At 60.6% G+C, this 22,079-nt stretch carries 14 protein-coding genes; 4 read left to right on the top strand and 10 right to left on the bottom strand.

Annotation, left to right across the window (positions count from 1 at the left end; translation table 11 throughout):
• Window positions 1-177: 177 nt before the first annotated feature.
• Entirely contained in the window at window positions 178-1,902 is a 1,725-nt protein-coding gene (poxB, locus tag Q7C20_RS21025; protein WP_375069932.1) for a ubiquinone-dependent pyruvate dehydrogenase, read from the bottom strand.
• A gap of 77 nt (window positions 1,903-1,979) precedes the next feature.
• The gene (locus tag Q7C20_RS21020) at window positions 1,980-3,212 is read right to left on the bottom strand and encodes an NADH:flavin oxidoreductase/NADH oxidase family protein (protein WP_375069930.1); all 1,233 of its coding nucleotides are present in this window, start codon (window positions 3,210-3,212) and stop codon (window positions 1,980-1,982) included.
• Between the two features lie 72 nt (window positions 3,213-3,284).
• Here Q7C20_RS21020 and Q7C20_RS21015 point away from each other — a divergent pair, with 72 nt between their 5' ends.
• Complete coding sequence (locus Q7C20_RS21015) at window positions 3,285-3,689, top strand: MerR family transcriptional regulator (protein WP_375069928.1); 405 nt, start codon at window positions 3,285-3,287, stop codon at window positions 3,687-3,689.
• Between the two features lie 209 nt (window positions 3,690-3,898).
• Here Q7C20_RS21015 and Q7C20_RS21010 read toward each other — a convergent pair whose 3' ends face one another.
• Window positions 3,899-4,393: a DUF934 domain-containing protein gene (locus Q7C20_RS21010; RefSeq protein ID WP_048727764.1), complete on the bottom strand. Its 495-nt coding sequence runs from the start codon at window positions 4,391-4,393 to the stop codon at window positions 3,899-3,901.
• A complete protein-coding gene (locus Q7C20_RS21005) occupies window positions 4,377-6,035 on the bottom strand; it encodes a nitrite/sulfite reductase (protein WP_375069926.1) in 1,659 nt (552 codons plus the stop codon). Before Q7C20_RS21005 ends, Q7C20_RS21010 begins: the two co-directional genes overlap by 17 nt.
• A gap of 422 nt (window positions 6,036-6,457) precedes the next feature.
• Between Q7C20_RS21005 and Q7C20_RS21000 the strand changes: the two genes are divergently transcribed.
• Window positions 6,458-7,525 carry an ABC transporter substrate-binding protein gene (locus Q7C20_RS21000; protein WP_375069925.1) on the top strand — a complete coding sequence of 356 codons (1,068 nt, stop codon included), beginning with the start codon at window positions 6,458-6,460 and terminating at the stop codon, window positions 7,523-7,525.
• On the opposite strand, the gene Q7C20_RS20995 is transcribed toward Q7C20_RS21000, so the two are convergent.
• Complete coding sequence (locus Q7C20_RS20995; RefSeq protein ID WP_348058554.1) at window positions 7,526-7,744, bottom strand: DUF2970 domain-containing protein; 219 nt, start codon at window positions 7,742-7,744, stop codon at window positions 7,526-7,528.
• A gap of 113 nt (window positions 7,745-7,857) precedes the next feature.
• On the opposite strand from Q7C20_RS20995, the gene Q7C20_RS20990 reads away from it, so the two are divergent.
• A complete protein-coding gene (locus Q7C20_RS20990) occupies window positions 7,858-15,078 on the top strand; it encodes an NEL-type E3 ubiquitin ligase domain-containing protein (RefSeq protein WP_375069923.1) in 7,221 nt (2,406 codons plus the stop codon).
• 62 nt (window positions 15,079-15,140) lie between these two features.
• Here the strand turns inward: Q7C20_RS20990 and metH are convergent, their stop codons facing one another.
• Window positions 15,141-18,851 carry a methionine synthase gene (gene metH / locus Q7C20_RS20985; RefSeq protein WP_375069922.1) on the bottom strand — a complete coding sequence of 1,237 codons (3,711 nt, stop codon included), beginning with the start codon at window positions 18,849-18,851 and terminating at the stop codon, window positions 15,141-15,143.
• A gap of 323 nt (window positions 18,852-19,174) precedes the next feature.
• Here metH and nfuA point away from each other — a divergent pair, with 323 nt between their 5' ends.
• Window positions 19,175-19,759 (top strand): Fe-S biogenesis protein NfuA, encoded by a 585-nt coding sequence (nfuA, locus tag Q7C20_RS20980; protein WP_027606479.1) that lies wholly within the window; start codon window positions 19,175-19,177, stop codon window positions 19,757-19,759.
• A gap of 219 nt (window positions 19,760-19,978) precedes the next feature.
• Here the strand turns inward: nfuA and cobM are convergent, their stop codons facing one another.
• The 4 genes from cobM to Q7C20_RS20960 all read right to left on the bottom strand — a co-directional run bounded on the left by cobM (window position 19,979) and on the right by Q7C20_RS20960 (window position 22,077).
• Window positions 19,979-20,725 carry a precorrin-4 C(11)-methyltransferase gene (gene cobM / locus Q7C20_RS20975; protein ID WP_375069919.1) on the bottom strand — a complete coding sequence of 249 codons (747 nt, stop codon included), beginning with the start codon at window positions 20,723-20,725 and terminating at the stop codon, window positions 19,979-19,981.
• Window positions 20,726-20,795: 70 nt separating this feature from the next.
• Window positions 20,796-21,188, bottom strand: a complete 393-nt coding sequence (locus tag Q7C20_RS20970) for a cobalamin biosynthesis protein (protein WP_375069917.1) — start codon at window positions 21,186-21,188, stop codon at window positions 20,796-20,798.
• Window positions 21,185-21,877 carry a CbtA family protein gene (locus tag Q7C20_RS20965; protein ID WP_375069915.1) on the bottom strand — a complete coding sequence of 231 codons (693 nt, stop codon included), beginning with the start codon at window positions 21,875-21,877 and terminating at the stop codon, window positions 21,185-21,187. The genes Q7C20_RS20970 and Q7C20_RS20965 overlap by 4 nt, the downstream gene beginning before the upstream one ends.
• A gap of 11 nt (window positions 21,878-21,888) precedes the next feature.
• Complete coding sequence (locus tag Q7C20_RS20960) at window positions 21,889-22,077, bottom strand: CbtB-domain containing protein (protein ID WP_024075128.1); 189 nt, start codon at window positions 22,075-22,077, stop codon at window positions 21,889-21,891.
• Window positions 22,078-22,079: the final 2 nt, after the last annotated feature.

Here is a 22,079-nt window from a genome sequence, read left to right as displayed (position 1 = left end):
TCCGGCGAAGTTTGCTCGCCGGAAAGTGTCCACCATGTCCCCGCACACCCGTCAACCATGTGTCCGGTCCGTACAGGTCCTTCCAAAAGTGACCCGCTGTAAGAGCGGAACCGATCTCAGCCATCACCGCAGCAACGGATATGTACCCAAAACCCAAAGGCACCAGCCCCACACAAATCAACGCAACCAATTAGTCCGCGCCAACTCAATCACCTCATCCCCACGCCCACTCATCACCGCCTTAAGCATATACAGGCTAAACCCCTTGGCCTGTTCCAGCTTGATGGTCGGCGGCATCACCAGTTCCTGAGTCGCCGTCACCACGTCCACCAGCACCGGTCCATCATGGGCCAGCGCCCGGCGCAAGGCCGGCTCCAGGTCCTCAGACTGCTCCACACGAATCCCCAGAATACCCATGGCATTAGACATCGCCGCAAAGTCCGGATTCTTCAGCTCCGTGCCAGTGTCCAGATATCCAGCCGCCTTCATTTCCATCGCCACAAACCCCAATGACGAGTTATCAAACACAATAACTTTCACCGGCAATTTCAACTGCGCCAGCGAGATGAAATCCCCCATCAACATGGCGAAACCACCATCGCCAGACATCGAGATCACCTGCCGCCCAGGGAAGGCCGCTTGAGCACCGATAGCCTGGGGCATGGCGTTGGCCATCGAGCCATGGTTAAACGAGCCGATCAAACGGCGCTTGCCGTTCATCTTCAAATAGCGCGCCGCCCAAACAGTTGGCGAGCCCACGTCAGCAGTAAAAATCGCATCATCATCCGCCAGCTCGCTGAGCAACCGCGCCACGTATTGCGGATGGATCGGGCGATCAGCCTTGGACGGCTGCGCCAGATCATCCAGGCCCTGGCGGGCTTTCTCGTAATGCTTCAACGAGGTTTCGAGAAAGCTGCGATCAGTCTTGCGCGTCAGGCGGGGCAACAGCGCGTCAATGGTCTCGCCGACATCCGCCGCAATGCCCAAATCCAGAGTAGCGCGACGCCCTAGTGCCTGCGGGTTGCGGTCGACCTGGATAATTTTCGCGTCAGTCGGGTAAAACTGGCGATACGGGAAGTCAGTGCCGAGCATGATCAGCGTGTCGCAATCGAGCATGGCGTGGTAACCCGAGCTGAAGCCGATCAGGCCGGTCATGCCCACATCAAACGGGTTGTCCCATTCCACATGCTCTTTGCCGCGCAGCGCGTGCACCACCGGCGCGCCCAACGCGTCAGCCAAAGCCACAACTTGATCGTGGGCACCGGCACAGCCGCTGCCGCACAACAGGGTAACTTTCTCGCTGCTTTGCAAAATGTCGGTGAGCTGTTGCAGGTCTGGTTCGGCCGGCAAGGTGCGCGGCGCGTGCAGGGCGGGCCATGGCTTGAGCTTGTCTTCGACTTCGAGCAGTGACACGTCGCCGGGAATCACCACCACGGCCACGCCACGGTTGAGGATCGCCGAACGCATGGCGCGGTGCAGCACTTGAGGCATCTGCGCGGGGTTGGTCACCAGCTCGATAAAATGGCTGCACTCCTTGAACAGCTCCTGGGGATGGGTTTCCTGAAAGTAATTCAGGCCGATCTCGGAGGAGGGGATTTGCGCTGCAATCGCCAGCACCGGCACGTGGTTGCGATGGCAGTCGAACAGGCCATTGATCAAGTGCAGGTTGCCCGGCCCGCAGCTGCCGGCGCACACGGTCAACTCACCCGTGGCGGCGGCTTCTGCGCCGGCGGCAAAGGCGGCGACTTCTTCGTGGCGCACGTGCATCCACTCGATGCTGTCCATGGTGCGCAGGGCGTCGGTCAGGCCGTTGAGGCTGTCGCCGGTCAGGCCCCAGATGCGCTTGATGCCCGCCTGTTCAAGGGTGGTCGCCAGTTGCTGGGCCAGGTTGATTTTCGCCATGAAGAACTCCGATCGTCAGTGAGGTTAAAAACTGCTGATCACTAGAGGACAGTTTGATCACGGCGAATGCTCACCCTTTAATGTGAAGATTGAGTCATGGCGGCGCGGTATTGACGGGTGCGCCGGGCGATAAACCATTGGTCATGCAGCAGCGCGAACCATGGCGCGACCTTTGGTTGAGGCAGGCGACCATTGCTCAGACGACGCATCTGGTAACGCACCACGGCAAGGATGGCGAGGGCCGCCAGTGGCTTGCGCTGCCAACTGATAGGTTTGAGTTGCGGGTTGAGGTCGCGGCCTTCGCGCCAGTGTTTGATCAGTTGCGGTTCCAGGGTCAGGGCCGTGGCGATACCGGCCATGGCGATGCCACTGTCCAGCACCTGCTGCACGACGGTCAGGCGGCGAATGCCTCCGGTGACCATCAATGGCATTTTGGCGATGGTTGCCAACTCCTTGGCGAACTCCAGAAAGTACGCCTCGCGCGCCAGAGTCCGACCATCCCGCGCTTCGCCCTGCATGGCCGGCGCCTCGTAGCTGCCACCGGACAACTCCAGCAAGTCGATGGGCAGCGGGTTGAGCAACTCGACCACAGCGCGAGCATCGGCGGCGTTGAAGCCGCCGCGCTGGAAGTCGGCCGAGTTGAGCTTCACCGACACGCAAAATGACGGGCTGACGCTGGCGCGCACGGCGTGAATCACGTCCAGCAACAAGCGCGCACGGTTTTCCAGCGAACCACCCCAGCGGTCAGTGCGCCTGTTGCTCAGCGGCGAGAGAAACTGGCTCAACAAATACCCATGCGCCCCGTGGATCTGCACCCCGGTAAAGCCGGCTTTCTCTGCGAGCCGGGCGCTGGTGGCGAAGCGTTTGATCACGTACTGAATCTCGTCTTCGGTCATCGCCTTGGGCTTGGCAAACATCTTCGAGAAGCCGCCGAGGTCCAGCGCAACGGCGGAAGGCGCCAAGGCGGGCTGCCGCAAATTACCCGGTGTCTGGCGCCCAGGATGGCTGAGCTGTACCCAAAAGTGCACACCCTTGGCACGGGCGACATCGGCCCATTCGCGGAAGCTGTCCAGGTGGGTTTCGTCTTCCAGGGCCACGCCGCCCGGGCCGGTCATGGCGTGGCGGTCGATCATCACGTTGCCGGTCAGCAGCAAGCCGGGTTCGCCGTCTGCCCAGGTCTTGTACAGCTGTTTCAATTCATGGGACGGTGCCTGATGTGCGTCGGCCATGTTCTCTTCCATCGCCGCCTTGGCGATGCGGTTGGAGAGTACTTGGCCATTTGGCAGTTGCAAGGCTTCAAAGGGTGACATGGGTTGACTCCTGAGCGGGGGAGGCGTCAGGCTAAGCTTAAAGTTAACTTTAATGTCAAGCGGGGCGTTGCGATGAATATTGGTGAGCTGGCAAAACAGAGCGGGCTGGCGGCGTCGCGTATCCGGTTTTATGAAGCCGAAGGCTTGATCAGCCAGGTCGGGCGCCAGGCCAATGGCTATCGACGCTATTCAGACGAGGCGCTGCAGACCCTGCAATTGATTCAAAGCGCGCAGCAGGCCGGCTTTACTTTGCAGGAACTCAAGGCGCTGATGCCGGCGCCTGGCGAGCACAAGCGCGACGAATTGATCGAGGCGCTGGAACGCAAGGTGCAGCAAATTGAAGGCATGCAGGCGCAGTTGGCCCACAGCAAGGCGCAGTTGCTCAGCGTGATTGAGGCGGTGCGGGCGCACCCGGCTGATGTGCCGTGCTCCATGGGGCAAAAGCAGATGCTGGCATCGATCAACATCAACTCATAAAAGAGCCCTGGCATGCCTGTCAGGTCGTTCGATTAAACAATCAAACGGTGAGCGCCCTACCTGTGGCGAGCGGGCTAGCCCCGCGTTGGGCTGCGCAGCGGCCCCAAAATTCGGTGAGTCAGTGACTCTTCCTAGTCCGATTTTGGGGCCGCTGCGCAGCCCAACGCGGGGCAAGCCCGCTCGCCACAACGGCATAGCCGATTTAGGGCTTAGCGACGACGGAACAGTGGCAGCGGTTCATCCGTTGCAGCCTGGTACGTCACCGAGAAATCCTTGAGGCTTTCCAGCGCTTCATACGGGTCTTTGTCGGCGCGCAAGGCGAAGGCATCGAACCCGCAGCGACGCAGGTAGAACAGCTGGTCGCGCAGTACGTCGCCAATTGCCCGCAGCTCGCCTTTGTAGCCATAGCGGTCACGCAGCAAGCGGGCGTTGGAGTAATTGCGGCCGTCGGTGAAGGCCGGGAAGTTAAGGGCGATGACCTGGAAGTGTTCCACGTCATCACCGATTTCTTCGGCTTCTTCGTCGGCGTCCAGCCACACGCCCAGGCCGCCATCGCGGGCCTTCAGGGCGTGGCCGTGTTCGCGCCACAGGGCCAGGGGCACGATCAAGTCGTCGCAGTTGGAGATGCCATCGAAGCTCGCGTCCTTGGGCAGCAAGTGCCAGGTTTCGTCGAGGACTTCGTTGTTCTTAATGATTCGCTGCATAGACGCGCTCCTTGAACAGGTCGATGCCGATGCGCTGGTAAGTGTCGATGAAACGCTCATCTTCGGTGCGCTGCTCGACGTACACGTCGATCAGTTTGCCGATCACTTCAGGCATGGCTTCCTGGGCGAAGGACGGGCCGAGGATCTTGCCCAGGCTCGCATCGCGGCTGGCACTGCCACCCAGGGACACTTGGTAGAATTCTTCGCCTTTCTTGTCCACGCCCAGGATGCCGATGTGGCCAACATGGTGATGACCGCAGGCGTTCATGCAACCGGAGATGTTCAGGTCCAGCTCGCCGATGTCGAACAGGTAGTCCAGATCGTCGAAGCGGCGCTGGATCGACTCGGCAATCGGGATCGACTTAGCGTTGGCCAGCGAGCAGAAATCGCCGCCCGGGCAGCAGATGATGTCGGTCAACAGGCCGATGTTCGGCGTGGCGAAACCGCCTTCGCGCAGCTCGCCCCACAGGGTGAACAGCTGGCTCTGCTCAACGTCCGCGAGAATGATGTTCTGCTCGTGTGAGGTGCGCAGTTGGCCGAAGCTGTAGCGCTCGGCCAGGTCGGCGACGGCGTCGAGCTGCTTGTCGGTGATATCGCCCGGTGCAACACCGGTAGGTTTCAGCGACAGGGTCACCGCGACATAGCCCGGCTGTTTGTGCGCCAGGGTGTTGCGAGAACGCCAGCGGGCAAAGCCTGGGTGTTGCTGGTCGAGCGCTGCTAATTCGGCATCCTGATTTGCCAGGGCCTTGTACTCAGGGTCGACGAAGTGCTTCGCCACGCGATGTACTTCGGCTTCGGTCAGGGTGGTCTGGCCGCCGCGCAGGTGTTCCATTTCAGCGTCGACTTTCTGGGCAAATACCTCAGGGGTCAGCGCCTTGACCAGGATCTTGATCCGGGCCTTGTACTTGTTGTCACGACGGCCGTAGCGGTTGTAAACCCGCAGGATTGCGTCGAGGTAGCTCAACAGGTCCTGCCACGGCAGAAACTCGTTGATAAACGCGCCGACCACCGGCGTACGGCCAAGGCCGCCGCCGACGAGAACACGGAAGCCCAGCTCGCCCGCCGCGTTGTGCACCGGCTCAAGGCCGATGTCGTGCACTTCGATGGCTGCACGGTCCGAGGTCGAGCCATTGATGGCGATCTTGAACTTGCGTGGCAGGTAGGCGAATTCCGGGTGGAAGGTGGTCCACTGACGGACGATTTCGCACCATGGGCGAGGGTCGATCAACTCGTCGGCGGCAACGCCGGCAAATTGGTCGGTGGTCACGTTGCGCAGGCAGTTACCGCTGGTCTGAATCGCGTGCATTTGCACGGTGGCCAACTCAGCCAGGATATCCGGCACATCTTCCAGCGCCGGCCAGTTGAACTGGACGTTCTGGCGGGTACTGATGTGGGCGTAGCCTTTGTCGAAGTCGCGGGCAATCTTGGCCATCATGCGCGTCTGGCGCGATGTCAGTTGGCCGTACGGGACGGCCACCCGCAGCATCGGCGCAAAGCGCTGAACATACAGGCCATTTTGCAGGCGCAGAGGGCGGAACTCTTCTTCGCTCAGTTCGCCTGCCAGATAGCGTCGGGTCTGATCACGGAACTGCTTGACGCGGTCCTCGATGATGCGCTGATCGTATTCGTCGTATACGTACATATAGGTCCTGTTCTCGGCAAATCTGCGCGCACGGCCGCGCACTCCCAACGGAGCCGGCGCACGATACCAGTTTGCGTTTATGCGCAAAAGTGATGTTTGAGTATATGCAAAGAACCAAATCGACTAATGAGACTGATTATCTTGATATCCACATTTGTCATAGGGGCAAGTGTGAACTTTACTGAGGTCGAGTCTTAATGCAATCACCTATAAAACCGACAAGAGGCGATGCGATGAGCAATTCGACAAAGATCCGTAAACCCGACAGCACTGTGGATGCCTGGGCCATTTTGTTCCTGATAATCCTGGTCGTCGGCACTGCCGTGTTCTGGGTCGGCCACCAGTAAAACATGTGTATTGAGCCTCGATTGACTGTCGCATTGCCATTATCATGGCGGTCAACGTTCAAGGCTTGAACAACCATGTTAAAGGTTCTGATTACGTGTGTGTGGTTGCTGGGATCGACGTACGGGGCAATGGCTCACGCGACCTCGGTGGTGTTTCTCAACCCTGGCATGTCGACCGAAACCTTCTGGGTCAGCTACGCGCAATTCATGCAGGCCGGCGCCAAGGACCTCGGCCTGGATTTGCGCGTGCGCTATTCGGAGCGCGACGTGCAAAACACCCTGGCTCAGGCCCGCGAAGCGCTGCAAGGCGCCGATCGCCCGGATTATCTGGTGCTGGTGAACGAGCAGTATGTCGCGCCGCAGATCCTGCGTATGGCCGAGGGCAGCGGGGTCAAGTTGCTGATGGTGAATAACGCGCTGACCCCTGACCAAATGCAGATGCTTGATGCGCGCCATGATGCCAAATGGATGGGCAGCCTGGTTCCCGATGACGAGCAGGCTGGCTACCTGATGCTCACCGACTTGGTGCGTCAGCATGGCCCGGTTGCTCCCGGCGAATCCCTCGACTTGCTGGCATTCTCCGGCTTCAAAAACACCCCGGCTGCGCAACTGCGTGAACAAGGCTTGCGCCGTGCGTTGGCCGAGCACCCCGAGGTGCGCCTGCGCCAGTTGGTCTACGGCGAATGGAGCCGGCCGCGCGCCTTTGAGCAGGCCCTGCAACTGTTCAAGCGCTACCCGCAAACGGCGCTGGTGTGGTCGGCCAATGATGAAATGGCGATGGGTGCGATGCAGGCGTTGCAGAACAGCGGGCGAGTGCCGGGAAAGGACGTCTTGTTCAGTGCGGTCAACAGCTCGCCGCAGATCTTGAAAGCGCGGCTGGAGGGGCGGCTGGCGACGTTGGTCGCCGGGCATTTCACCTTGGGCGGGTGGGCGATGGTGCTGATCAATGATGATGCCAAGGGCGTGGATATCGGCGCTCACGGTGGGCGTGACCGTCAGGAAGCGTTGTTCCAGTTGATCGACGCCAGGCAGGCCCGCCGGTTGTTGGGGCCGATGCCGACGGTGGATTTCCGAGCGCTGTCGGCGGTGGGCAAGCCTGCGTCCTACCGCTATCCGTTTAGCCTGCAACTGCTGCTGCGGTAGCTAAACGCCGGCCAGCAACAACACAAGCTTGACGATGCCGAACAGGGCCAGCGCAAACACTGCGGTGAACAGAATACCCAACACTACAAAATGGCTGGGCTTGCCATGGGAGAAGTCGCGGGCGCGATTTTTCCCGCTCTGCACGCCAAACGCCGCCGCCATCACACTGTGCAGCATTTGCCAGAAGGTCGGCGGCTTGTTGTCGAGTGGATCGTCCATAACACCCTCGTCAGGCAGACTGTTCTTCAGAGCATAGACGCCCTGTACCTATGCACCACCGGCCAAGGGGCGGAGGGTGGTGTGCTGTCACTTCATTTAACAGGAGTGACAACATGCCCGATTTACCGCCCCGTCCCGACGCTGGCAAGCCGCCCGCGGCGACCCTGAGCATTCATGGCGATTTTCTCGAAAAGGCCGTGCCCCAATGGTTGGTCGACGCGACACCGGCCCGTCGGTTGGCGCTTAAAGAAGCCGAACCAGTCCTGCCGGCATGGTACGCAAACGCTTCGCCCCAGCAACGCAAAACCTACGACGCAAGCCTCAAGGCCAGTGTGACGGCCCAGGTCCAACTGGACACCACCATGAAGACGTTCCTGGACGTCGATGCGTTCGCGCGACCGCTACTGCTCAAGGCCTTGAACGACCAGTATCACGTGCAAGTCGATGTCGACAAGACGTTGCTCTGCCTGCGGCGCCCGCTGGCGGTCAGTGCGCTGCAAGTGGAGATATCGTCGTTCGAGTTTCTGAAGCTGCCGATGTTGCAAGCGGCCTTGCATAACTTCGAGGCCTGGGAGTGCAAGCCGGGTGCTTACCACAAGACCTCGGGTTATGTGCTGGAAACCGCCACTGCCGGCACCTACACGCCAACGACCGTCAACCTGACGGTCAGCCAGTTTATGTCGTTGTGCCGAAGCCTCGACATCGGCGCGCAGTACCAGACCTACCTGAACTCATTCTTTGAACCGGTGGACACGAGCCCTGAACCGGCCCTTCGCCAACACTTTATTGCCAGCCAAAAGGCGACCATGAAGGCCGCCGCCGACTACGCCGTATTGGCCGGGGATATTGAACCTGCGGATCACGCGATGATTCTTTCGGTGATCGGCGGCAACGTTTATCCCATGCTCGGTGGCAAACGGGTCTGGCCGTTCGACATGAGCCTGATGAAAAAAAGACTGGTGGGTTGTGTCTATTTTGTGATCGGTGACAGGTACAGCGACGAGTTGATCCTGTATATCCCTCACGATCCGGCTCACCCACTCAAGCGCTATACACGGCAACAAATGTGCGACGAGCTTAAGCGTCTGTTCACCGCTCGCGATGGGATGGCGGCTGGCGACCCCGCACCGACGGCCTACCAAAGGTTTTTCAGCCAGTTCCTGCCTTATGACCAGCAACCCTACTATTTCAGCCAGTTCACCCAAAGGTCTGCTGATTCTCCGAGCAATCCGTTGGCCTCGCCGTGGCGAACGTTCGTGGAAACCTTCCTCGGTCTCTCCGTGTTCACCCAAATCAAAGAACTGCCGCCTGAAAAAAACCTGAAGCTGGAGCCGGTAGACGACCCTTATCTTGCGCCCGGTAACCTGATGCCCTTTCGCGGTAAAGGTATCTTTTCCGGCCTTCTTGACCTGTGGCCCTTCCTCTACGAAAAACACCGCGACAAGGTGCTGGCCGATGCCCGTGCCCATGCCGTGCCCACCGCTGAAGTCGACACCAAGGCGCGGGAGGCCAAACTGGCGCACGTGCTGGAACTGGGCATGCTGGCGTTTAACCTGGTCTCTATGTTCGTGCCGGTACTGGGCGAAGTAATGTTGGGGTTGATGGTTGAGCAATTGCTGGCCGAAACCCTGGAAGGCGCGGCTGAATGGGCCGAAGGCGATAAACGTGCGGCCAAGGCGCATTTGGTGGACGTGGCAGAGAACCTGGCACAGATCGCTGTGATGGCCGGAGTAGGCGCGCTGGCCAGCAGGTTCAGAGCGGTCAAGCCGGAGCCGGTGCTCGAAGGCCTCAGCCCCGTTACCCTGCCCAACGGCGAAACCCGCCTGTGGAAGGCGGATCTGAAGGGTTATGAAAGTACCGTCACGCTGGATGCGAGTCCAGGCGCCAATGCCCTGGGTCAACACACACTCGATGGCAAGACCTACATCCGCCAGGGCCAGGCGGTCTACGAGACGTTCTACGATGACTCGATCAACACGTGGAGGATCAAGCATCCGACGGATGCCGAAGCCTACCAACCTGTTCTAGGCAGCAACGGGCGTGGCGCATGGCGCCATACCTTGGAACGCCCTCTGGAGTGGGACCGCCTTACCCTGTTGCGGCGAATGGGTCACGACACCGAGGCGTTTTCCGATGCCGAGTTGATCAACGTGGCGGATGTCAGCGGCGTCAGCGACAACGCCCTGCGCAAAATGCACGTGGACCATGCAGCGCCGCCCCCTGAGCTGCTGGATGCGATGCGCCTGTTCAAGGCCGACGCGGGCGTCGAGCAGGTGATTGCCCAGTTGCAAGGCACCCAACCGATCACTGAGCGGTATTTATACGTGCTGCCCCTGGTGACCGAGATGCCACGCTGGCCAAACACGCGGGTGCTGGAGGTATTCAAGGGGCCTGGATTGTCGGGGGAGTCAGTCAAATACGGCGCAGGGCGCTTGCCGCGTGGTGCCGTCGCCAAGGCCGCCATCAAGGTGAGCCGGGCCGATGTCTTGGGCGGGCAACTGCCTGCGGTGATTCTGGCGGCATTGGACGATTCAGAGGTTACACGCCTGCTGGGCGGCGAGGGCGCGCGCTTGAAGCACTTGAGGCCGCAGGAGTTTGCCAAGCAAATCGCCGAGTATGCCCAGACCCGCAAACCCGCCATTTTCGACAGCATTTACGCGGGTACCGAACCAGACAATACCCAGATCAAGCTTCTACAACGTACCTGCCCTGGGCTTAGCGAAGCCGCGGCCCAGGAAACACTGGCCAACGCTTCGCTGGATGACCTCAAGCGTTTGGAGGCGACTCGTCGGGTGCCTCTGCCGATGCTGGAGGAGGCCCGTTGGTATGCACGCCAGGGTCGACAGACCCGTGCGTATGCGGGCTTGCGCAGCGATACCATGGCCTCGGCGGACAGTCGACGGCTGGCGCTGCATACCCTGGAAAAACTACCCGGTTGGCCGGACACCCTGCGTCTGGAAGTTCGCCAGGGCAGTGCCAGCGGCACGCTGCTGGACAGCATTGGCCCAGACACGGCACGGCATAAGAAATACCTGGTGAAAAAAGGCCCGCGCTTCCAGGCGTTCAATGAACGCGGGGAGGAACTCAACAGCTTGCCCAAAGAGGGCGATAACTTTTATGCCTCGCTGATGCATGCCCTGCCCGATGAAGCACGGCAGGCGCTGGGTGTGCCGCAGGTCAGTCAGAGCGCTCAACTGCAAGCCAGAATCATCGCGTTTGCCGAGCTTAATCGCAGTCAAACCCCACAGCTGCTGGAGCCGCAGCGCAAAGGGTTCAAGCCGCCGGTGCGGGTCAACGGCAAGCTGGTGGGTTATTACGCCAGTGGTCGCGGTGAAGGCCTGAACCCGAGCCTGAGTACGCGTGCCCGTGATGTCTATCCCGAAATGTCCGACAGTGAGGCCGACGGGTTTATCCTCCAATTACGTCGCACGTACCCTACTGATAGAGCCATCTTCAACCACTTGCACAACCTGAGCCGTGAATACCAGGCACTGGAGTCGACGCTCGATGAATGGGTGAGACAACCCGCTGGTGCGCAGCCCGATCCCTTCAGCAGGCAATCAACCAGCAGACGGCAAGCCGCGACGGCGCTCAAGCAGGCATGGCGGCGTGCCCCCTTGGCTGGGCGAATATCTGCAGCCGCAAGTCTCAGGCTCGTGCTAGGGGACACGCTGCCAGCGCTGACGGCCGATTTTTCTCATATACGCGAATTGTCCATCAGCGGGCGCGGCATGAATGACGCCAATGCCGATGCATTTCTGCAACGCTTCCCCGAGGTTGAGAAACTGACGATAGAGCAGGTAAACCCGCTGGAATCCTTGGCGGGAATCAACCGTCGCTGTCTTACCACCTTGCCGCAGTCGGTGAAGGCGATGCGGGCGCTCAAACAGTTGAAGTTCCATCTTGATGAATACGCGGCGGTCGCAGATTTCAGTACAAACCTGCGCGAATTGACAGCCCTTGAGGAATTGCACATCGACTACACCGGGCGCGATCATTCGGACATGCGCATGCTGGATTTTTCCGCGCTGGTGAACCTTAAAAAACTCAAGGTTGAAGCACACACAGTGCTGTGGGAATGGCCGTCCAGCGTTGAACAGCTGCCCGTGCTGGAGCGTCTTGACCTTGCGAGTACCAACATCAGCGCGCTCCCCGAGCGCCTCTACGTCGGCCATGAGAAGTTGCTGTCCGGTTTATCGCTGAACTGGTCGAGATTTTCCCGCGACGCGTTCAAGCCCGTGTATGCGTTCGCGAGCCTTTCATCGGCATCGGCAGGCCATTTGATCGACCTGGATCTGATGGTGCGTGACTATGCCAAGGGCGAACTGCAGTCACTGTATAACCATCACCCGATTGCGCAGGTGCTGCATGAAAGGATCCTCACGGATTTCCCTACCCCGCAAGCGCGCTTCGCGGCGATCGACGCGCTCAGCGCAGAACACGCGGCACTTTTCGACAGGTTCTACGAACCCGCGCTCCCCAACTTCAGGTTCAGGCTCCTGCGGTCCACCTGGCACACCACCGAAAGGTCGAGCGTTATCCATGCGCTGAAAGCCAGTTGGGGCCGTGCTGCGGCCAAACGCTATGGCGTGGACCTGGATGCGTCGGTGCTGCAACTGCCGTCGCCGGAATCCAAAGGGTTTGTGGCGCGTCTTCCGGATAACCGGGTCAAGCTTCCCGAGCTGCCGGCCGGGTCTTTTTCCCACGTAAAAACGCTGCGCATGAACTGGGCAGGCGAAACCCTTGAGCAGACTCGCGGGTTCCTGCGTGCCTTCTCTGATGTGCGATCCCTTGAACTCAACGAGGTGAGCTTGACCGAGTGGCCTGTTCACGCTGCCGATTTTCCGGCCTTGACGTCGCTCAACCTGTCCCGCAACCGCCTGGTCGTTACCCCTCAGGTTCAGGCGCAACTTAACGGCTTGAGCAACCTTGAACGGTTGGACCTGAGCGATAACCCGCTGGGCGTGGTGGATGTGAGCGCGCTCACTTGCCTTGAAGCGCTGAACCTGAAAGCGACCAACCTGACGGCCTGGCCAGCGGGCGCTGAGCATTTGCCGCAACTGGAATGGGTCGACATCCGGGACAACAATTTGCTGACGATACCGGCGCAGGTGCTGAGCAACGATGAGGCGCTGATGAAGGTCAACACGCTCGGCAACCCGTGGCTGAGGGGTGATGTAGATATACGAGCGGCACGCAAGCGGGTCGAGGCTGCCAAAGGGTTGCCGGAAGGCACACTGCAGCGGTTTGAGCAGGAGCCCGTCCCCGCCACGTTTCCACCACTGGATACCGCTCGTTCGCTTGCGCGCACGCTGTTACCGCTGCCCGAGCCCCTCGTTGAACTGCAAGGGCCGGCAGGCTTTGTCAAACGCTTGCAGCGCTTGAACCCGGCGGTCACTGATGAACAGGCGCTGCAACGGATTGAACAACTGCGCAGCGGTGGAATGAGCGATGCCCAAATCAATACGCAGTTGAGCGCGTGGCACCAGGATTTCGAGACGCTTACGCGCCAGCTCAACGGTTGGCTCTATACCCGCGAGCCGCAAGGCCCGGGCGTGCATGCTTCGGCTGCCACGCGCAGGACCGTCGCCGCCAATATTCGCGAATGCTGGCAAGGCGGGCTGTTGCCCAAGGCGCGTCAGGAGCTGAATCTGCAAGGCCTGCAAACCGGCGATTTGCCTGGGCTGAACGTGCAATTCCCGAGGGTGCAAACCCTGGATCTGAGCGGTGCGCGCATTTCCGTTCAAGGCTCCAATGCCTTTCTTGAGTGTTTTTCCCAACTGCGCAACCTGGTGCTGAGCGGCAACGGCCTGACCGGCGTTCCCGACGCAGTCCTGCGCATGCCCCAGCTTGAGCGGCTGGAGCTGGCCAGCAACCAGCTCTCCGACACCCAGGCGCTGTATCAACACCCAAAAGTCGCGGGGCTGGTCTGGCTGGATGTGAGTCACAACAACCTGAGTCAATTCGTCGGCACTGGCTTCAACCAACTGCAAACCCTGAACTTGAGCTACAACAGGATCGCGTTTTGGCCCGAAGGCGTATTGGAGGCCCCAAACCTGCGCACCCTGGACCTCAGCGGCAACGAGCTGACCGATTTTCCGGACCGCTTGCTCGATGGAACCCATGAGGAACTGGTGGCGGGCATCGACCTTTCGGAAAACGCCGACCTGACGCTTCATAGCTTCGAGCAGATGAGTCGCTACAGCCCGAATGGGACCACAGCGCCGTTGATGGGGTTTTCGCAGAGTGAGATTCGTCAAAGGATTGCCGCGTTTGAAGAGGCCGAAGCGGGCAGTGAAGCCACTTCCCGGGAGGATTCAAGCGATGAATCCGCCAGCGATTCTGAGACTGATGTGGACGAAGCCTACGAACCCCTTGAACTCATTATTGATCCTGATGGGGACGCGGGAGAGGCGGCGTTGGCCCCTTGGCTGATGAATACGCCGGCTGCGCTGCAGGCGGTCAGGCGCCTGGAGTGGGGGCAGTTGGCGCAGGAGCCAGGTCATGAAGCATTTTTTCACCTGCTGGCGCGACTGCAAGATACGGCTGAATTCAGGTTTACCCGTGCCGATCTCACCCGGCGGGTCTGGGAGGTGATTGAGTCCGCCGCCTACCGTGCAGAACAGCGCGAGGTGTTATTCGCCGCCGCGCAAACCCATAACACCTGCATCGACGGCCGCACGCTGACCTTCAGCAATATGGAGGTGCTGGTTTACGAAGAGCGCGAGCTGCTGGGTGTACCGGCCGATGATTTACGCCAGCGAGGTCAGCGTTTGTTGAACTTGTCCCGGGGCCTGTTCCGCCTGGACCGGGTCGACACGTTGTCGGAAATCCATGGCAGTCGCGCCGTGGACAGCGCCGAGCGGCGGCTGCAGTACCGCATCGGCATGCGCAACGTCTGGCCCGATGGGCTGGAGCTGCCGGGGCAGCCTTCGTATATGACCTATGCCCGGCCGATCGAGGGGCAACGGTTGATCGAGGCGCGCGACAGCGTACTTGCCGCGGAGGCCAGTGATGCGTTCTATGAAAGCCTGATTTCCCGCGATTACTGGATCAACTATCTGAAAGGGCAGTATCCCGAAGTGTTCGAGGCATTGGAGACGAATGCGCTGAGCAGACAAGAGGCGCTGGAGGACGAACACAGCGATCGGGTAGCGGGCACTGCGAGTCAGGAGCGATACGAGGTGGCGCTTAACCTGTTGGAGGTCGAGTTGGGCAGTACGCGGGCGCAAAGGCTGATGGGGCTGTCGCGCCAGGAGGCACTCATCTTGACTCCCGAGACTCAGGCAGGGCCGCCGGCATCGCCGCAGCCTGGCCCGTCAACCCGCCAATAGCCGGACGCCCCGCAGCCCGGCGCTGTCAGGCGCCGAGATGAGGGGTGGCAGAGAGCGACGGCTCAGTTGTCATAACCCAGGTTCGGCGCCAACCAGCGCTCGGTGATGCTCAGGTCCTGGCCCTTGCGCGAGGTATAGCTTTGCACCTGGTCCTTGTCGACCTTGCCCACGGCAAAGTATTGCGCCTGCGGGTGGGCAAAGTACCAGCCACTGACCGCCGCCGCCGGGAACATCGCGTAATGCTCGGTGAGGAACACGCCGCTGCGCCCGGCTTGCATTTCGCGGGCCTCTGGGTCCAGCAGTTGGAACAACTGGGCTTTTTCAGTGTGGTCCGGGCACGCCGGGTAGCCAGGGGCAGGGCGGATGCCGCTGTATTGCTCCTTGATGAGGGCCTCGTTGTCCAGCTGTTCGTCCTTGGCGTAGCCCCAGTGTTCTTTACGCACTTGCTGGTGCAGCCATTCGGCGCAGGCTTCGGCCAGGCGGTCGGCGAGGGCCTTGACCATGATCGAGTTGTAATCGTCGCCGGCGTCCTGATATGCCTTGGCGACTTCCTCGGCACCGATGCCGGCGGTGGTGATGAAACCACCGATGTAGTCGGTCACGCCGCTGTCCTTGGGCGCGACAAAGTCGGCCAGGGAGAAGTTTGGCTTGCCATCGGTCTTGATGATCTGCTGGCGCAGGTGATGCAGTTTGGCGATCGGTTGGCCGTCGTCACCGTAAACTTCCAGGTCATCGTCCTGCACCTGGTTGGTCGGCCAGAAGCCGAACACCGCGCGGGCGCTGATGAGTTTTTCGTCGATCAGTTTCTTGAGCATTTCCTGGGCGTCGGCGTAAAGCGCGGTGGCGGCTTCACCTACAACCTCGTCAGTCAGGATGCGTGGGAATTTGCCTGCCAGGTCCCAGGAAATAAAGAACGGCGTCCAGTCGATGTAGTCGGCCAGGACGTTGAGGTCGATATTGTTTAGCACCCTGGCGCCGGTAAAGGTCGGCGTCACCGGGGTGTAAGTGCTCCAGTCGAACTGCGGCTTCTTGGCAATCGCCGCCGGATAGCTCAGGCGTTCGGTGCGGGCGCTGCGGTTCGAGGTGCGCTCACGCACGTCGATGTACTCCAGGCGAGTCTTCTCGACAAAGCCGGCCTTCAATTCCTTGGACAGCAACTGCGTGGCCACGCCGACCGCCCGCGAGGCGTCGGTCACGTAGATCACCGCATCGTTGCTGTACTTGGGTTCGATCTTCACCGCCGTGTGCGCTTTGGAGGTGGTCGCGCCGCCGATCATCAGCGGCAAATGGAAGTTCTGGCGCTGCATCTCGCGGGCCACGTGCACCATTTCGTCGAGGGACGGCGTGATCAGGCCAGACAGCCCGATGATGTCGCACTTCTGCTCCCTGGCCACTTGCAGGATCTTCTCTGCCTGCACCATCACGCCGAGGTCGACGATGTCATAGCCGTTGCAACCGAGCACCACGCCGACAATGTTCTTGCCAATGTCGTGTACGTCGCCTTTCACCGTGGCCATCAGGATCTTGCCCTTGGCTTCCGGCTTGTCGCCTTTTTCCAGCTCGATGAACGGGATCAAGTGGGCCACGGCTTGCTTCATCACGCGCGCGGATTTCACCACCTGGGGCAGGAACATTTTACCGGCGCCGAACAGGTCGCCGACGATGTTCATGCCGGACATCAGCGGGCCTTCGATCACCTCGATCGGGCGCGCGAAGGATTGGCGCGACAGCTCGGTGTCTTCGACGATGTGCGTGGTGATGCCCTTGACCAGGGCATGCTCCAGGCGCTTGTTCACTTCCCAGCCGCGCCACTCTTCGGTCTCGGCTTCCTTGACGCTGCCGTCGCCCTTGTACTTGTCGGCGATGGCGAGGAGGGCGTCGGTGCCTTCCGGGGTGCGGTTGAGCACCACATCTTCCACGGCGTCGCGCAGCTCGGCGGGAATCTGGTCGTAAATTTCCAGCTGGCCGGCGTTGACGATGCCCATGGTCAAGCCGTTGCGGATCGCATACAGCAGGAACACCGAGTGAATCGCCTCACGCACCGGGTTATTGCCGCGGAACGAGAACGACACGTTGGACACGCCGCCGGAGGTCAGCGCGTACGGCAGTTCGTCGCGGATGTAGGCGCAGGCGTTGATGAAGTCGACGGCATAGTTGTTGTGCTCTTCGATACCGGTGGCGACCGCGAAGATGTTCGGGTCGAAGATGATGTCTTCCGGCGGGAAGCCGACGTCATTGACCAGGATGTCGTAGGAGCGTTTGCAGATTTCTTTCTTGCGCGCTTCGGTGTCGGCCTGGCCGGCTTCGTCGAACGCCATCACCACCACCGCCGCGCCGTAGCGCTTGCACAGTTTGGCGTGGTGAATGAACTGCTCCACGCCTTCCTTCATGCTGATGGAGTTGACGATGCCCTTGCCCTGGATGCATTTGAGGCCGGCCTCGATCACTTCCCACTTGGAGGAGTCGATCATGATCGGCACACGGGAGATGTCCGGCTCGCCGGCAATCAGATTGAGGAAGGTCACCATGGCCTTCTTCGAATCGAGCATCCCTTCGTCCATGTTGATGTCGATCACCTGGGCGCCGGCTTCCACCTGCTGCAGGGCGACTTCCAGGGCTTCGGTGTAGTTGTCTTCTCGGATCAGCCGGGCGAACTTGGCGGAACCGGTGATGTTGGTGCGTTCGCCGACGTTGACGAACAGCGAGCTGCGATCAATCGTGAACGGCTCCAGACCCGACAGGCGGCACGCCTTGGGAATGTCCGGGATCGCGCGCGGCGCATAACCGGCTACGGCCTTGGCGATGGCTTCAATGTGGCCCGGCGTGGTGCCGCAGCAGCCGCCGACAATGTTCAGGAAGCCGCTTTGGGCGAATTCTTCGATGACCTTGGCAGTTTCCGACGGCAGTTCGTCGTACTCACCGAATTCATTGGGCAAACCGGCGTTCGGGTGCGCAGAAACGTGGGTGTTGGCCTTGTTCGACAGTTCTTCCAGGTACGGGCGCAGCTCGCTGGCTCCCAAGGCGCAGTTCAGGCCCACGGAAATCGGCTTGGCATGGCTAACCGAGTTCCAGAACGCTTCGGTGGTCTGGCCCGACAAGGTGCGGCCGGAGGCGTCGGTGATAGTGCCGGAGATCATGATCGGCAGTTCGAAGCCCAGCGCTTCATACACACCTTGCACGGCAAAGATCGCGGCCTTGGCGTTGAGGGTGTCGAAGATGGTTTCGATCAGGATCAGGTCGGCGCCGCCCTCGATCAGGCCTTTGGTGGCTTCGGTGTAGTTTTCCACCAGCTCGTCAAAGGTCACGTTGCGGTAGCCGGGGTTGTTCACGTCCGGCGACAGCGAGCAGGTGCGGCTGGTCGGGCCGAGCACACCGGCGACGAAACGCGGCTTGGCCGGGTTTTCCAGTGTCTTGGCGTCCGCAACCTTGCGTGCGAGGCGTGCGCCTTCGACGTTTAATTCGTAGGCCAGTTCTTCCATGCCGTAATCGGCCATGGACACACGGGTGGCGTTGAAGGTGTTGGTTTCGAGGATGTCGGCGCCGGCATCCAGGTAGGCTTTTTCGATGCCGCCGATCACGTCAGGGCGGGTGATCACCAGCAGGTCGTTATTGCCCTTGACGTCGCTGGGCCAGTCGGCAAAGCGTTTGCCACGGTAGTCCTGTTCTTCCAGCTTGTAGCTTTGGATCATCGTGCCCATACCGCCGTCGAGGATCAGGATGCGTTCCTTGAGGGCTTGATGAAGGGCGTGCAGACGAGCGCTACGATCGGACATGGGACTACTCTGGTCAGGCATTTCGGAGGGTGTGAATCATAGCAAACCTGTGCCAAATTAGAGCATGTACAGGTTTTGCATGAATATCGCTCATGTTGTTGTGGCGGCTTGCCGTGACAAGCGCAACAACTGTTGGGCACAGACCTTTCGGCTGGGCCGGCATTTGGGGCTCTCGCCAAAGTGACCCGCTGAAAGAGCCGAACCGATATCAGGCCTAACGCACCAACGGATAAGCATCCAAAAATAACCCGACAAAAACACTAGGACTTTGTACCTGCGCAACAATTTGGCGTAAACTCCCGCCAAGCCTGTGAGGAGTTTCCATGACTGCCATAACCATTACCGACGCCGCCCACGATTACCTGGCTGACCTGCTGTCCAAGCAGAACACCCCGGGTATCGGCATCCGCGTCTTTATCACCCAGCCCGGCACCCAGTACGCAGAAACCTGTATTGCCTACTGCAAACCCGGCGAAGAAAAACCTGAAGACACCGCCCTGGGGCTGAAAAGCTTCACCGCGTACATCGACAACTTCAGTGAAGCCTTCCTTGACGACGCCGTAGTCGATTACGCCACCGATCGCATGGGCGGCCAGCTGACCATCAAGGCCCCCAACGCCAAGGTGCCGAACGTCAACGCTGACAGCCCGGTCAACGAGCGCATCAATTACTACCTGCAAACCGAGATCAACCCGGGGCTGGCCAGCCACGGCGGTCAGGTCAGCTTGATCGACGTCGTGGATGACGGCATCGCCGTGCTCAAGTTTGGCGGCGGCTGCCAGGGCTGTGGCCAGGCGGACGTGACCTTGCGTGAAGGCATCGAGCGCACCCTGCTCGAGCGCATCCCGGAGCTCAAGGGCGTACGCGACGTGACTGACCACACGCAGAAAGAAAACGCCTACTACTGAGTAAGGTGTTCACTGCGAACATAAAAAACGGCGCCCCGTGAGCGCCGTTTTTTATGCCTGAAATTCAATACCTTACACAATCTATCTAACAAAACAGCTCAACTGTGGGAGCTGGCTTGCCTTCGATAGCGTTTTACCCATGATTGAATTATGGACTGATACACCGCCATCGCGGGCAAGCCCGCTCCCACAGGTTTTTGCATTCATGCCATTGCTTATTCAGGGGCGATAAAGGTGAGCGTGGCCTGCGCGGTACAGCGAGGACTCGCTGAAACTGTCGTCTGCCAACACTCGGCCAACTAGGATCAACGCCGTGCGCCGAAACCCTTTCGCCGCCACCTTCGCCGCGATATCCGTCAAGGTGCCGACAGCCCAGTCCTGATCCGGCCAGGTCGCGCGGTGCACCACGGCAATCGGGCAATCCGCGCCGTAATGCGGCAGCAGTTCAGCGACGATCTTCTCCAAATGGTTAACTCCCAAATGAATCGCCATGGTGGTGCCGTGACGCGCCAGGCTGTCGAAATCCTCACCTGCCGGCATGCTTGTCTTATCGGCATAGCGCGTCAGGATCACGCTTTGGGCAATGTCGGGCAGCGTCAACTCGGCCTCCAGCAGCGCCGCGCAGGCTGCCACCGCCGTAACGCCCGGGATGATCTGGAACGGGATGCCCAGCGCCCGCAGGTGGCGAATCTGTTCACCAATCGCGCCATACAGACTCGGGTCGCCGGAGTGCACGCGCGCCACGTCCTGACCGTTGGCGTGAGCCGCCTTGATCAGCTCAATAATCTGTTCCAGGTGCAGTTCGGCGCTGTTGACCACGTGTTGCGCCTGATGACCTTCCAGCACCGCCGCCGGCACCAGTGAGCCGGCATAAATGATCACCGGGCAGCTGCGGATCAGCCGCTGGCCTTTGACGGTGATCAATTCCGGATCGCCGGGGCCGGCGCCGATGAAGTAGACGGTCATGGGGGGTTCCTGTCGAAAAACGGGCGAGCATGAAAAGTGCTCATGATCGGGCGCACTGATTATCGGGATTTTAGCCTGCGCAAGCCAATGCAAAGGTGGCCTGGGCGGTTTTTTTGCGGGTGATCAGCAGCCGCGAAGGGGCGTTGCAGAGGTGTTCAGCCAGGGCCAGGGCCGCGCTTTCGGCGATGCCGTAACAGCCGGTGTGGGCAAACGCCACGTCGGATGTGTGGCTCAGGCGGCCCTTATAGGGGGCCAGTTGTTCTGCGCTGAAACATTGAAAGGGCAGGCTCAGGTGTTCGGCCAGAGCGAGCAACCCCGGCTCATCCTGTTTGCGATCAATACTGGCCAGGGCGGTAATGCGCGAGCGCTCAATACCGCCCTCGGCGAGGGCGGCGTCAAACAGCGCCAGCAGGGTGTGAACGTCACAACCCCGTTGGCAGCCCAGGCCGACCACCAGGGTCATGCCGAGTATTGACCGTCGCGGTTGCGGCGAAACAGCCAGGCGCTGATCAGGCCCAGGGCCAGCCAGAACGCCACGTTGGTCAACTGCGAGGCAATCTTGAACTGCGCTTCCAGTGCCTCCGGCGCCAGCATCGAATGCACCTCAGGCTGCGGCGCGCCGATTACATGCGGCACCGCCAGGATCGCCACGCCCAACACTTTCAACAGCCAGCCGCGGCCAAACACCAGCAACGCGATACCGGCAGCCGTGGACGCGGCGGTGCCGATCCACCAGACCTGGCGCTGTGCCAAATCAGCAGCGGCGGTACCCGGCAACTCAGGCGGCAGGCCCAGCGTGGGCGCCAAAACAAAGGTCGCGTAACCCGCCAAGCCCCATAACAGGCCCTGGGCCGCGCGGGTTGGCGCGCGCAAGGTGTAAAGGCCAGCCAGCATCAGCGCAAAGCCCACGGCAACCACCAAGTTGCCGCCGGTGGTCGACAGCACGCGCTGCCAGCCGTCTTCCGGTTCCCAAGCTTGGGCGTCGTGAGTGTGCGCCGCTGCGCCAGGGGCATGTTCATGCGCTGCCGGAGCCTTTTCAAAGGTCTCCGCCTGCACAATCAAAGGGGCGACCCAGAAGCTTTGCAGCAGGGTCAGCAACAGGGCGGCGAGCAGGCCGGTAAAACCTGCGGTCTGGGCAATGCGCTTGATCATGTCGACAGGCCTCAGTGGCACGGGAACGCGGCGCTGTGGCGAGTATCGTGGGCGGCGTTGTGCACCGCTTCGATGTGCGAGAAACCGGCGAAATACACCAGGCACGCGCCGAGGATCGACGCGCCGATGGCGGCGGTCAGGCGTTGGCTCAAGGTGGCGGTGCTGCTGGCGGTGTGCGAGGTGCTACTGATGATCGACATGG

Origin of the sequence: Pseudomonas sp. AMR01 (assembly GCF_041946035.1) — a bacterium.
Taxonomy (GTDB): domain Bacteria; phylum Pseudomonadota; class Gammaproteobacteria; order Pseudomonadales; family Pseudomonadaceae; genus Aquipseudomonas; species Aquipseudomonas antarctica_B.
The sequence above is the reverse complement of the archived record's forward strand: the minus strand, read 5'-3'. Positions and strand labels throughout refer to the sequence as shown.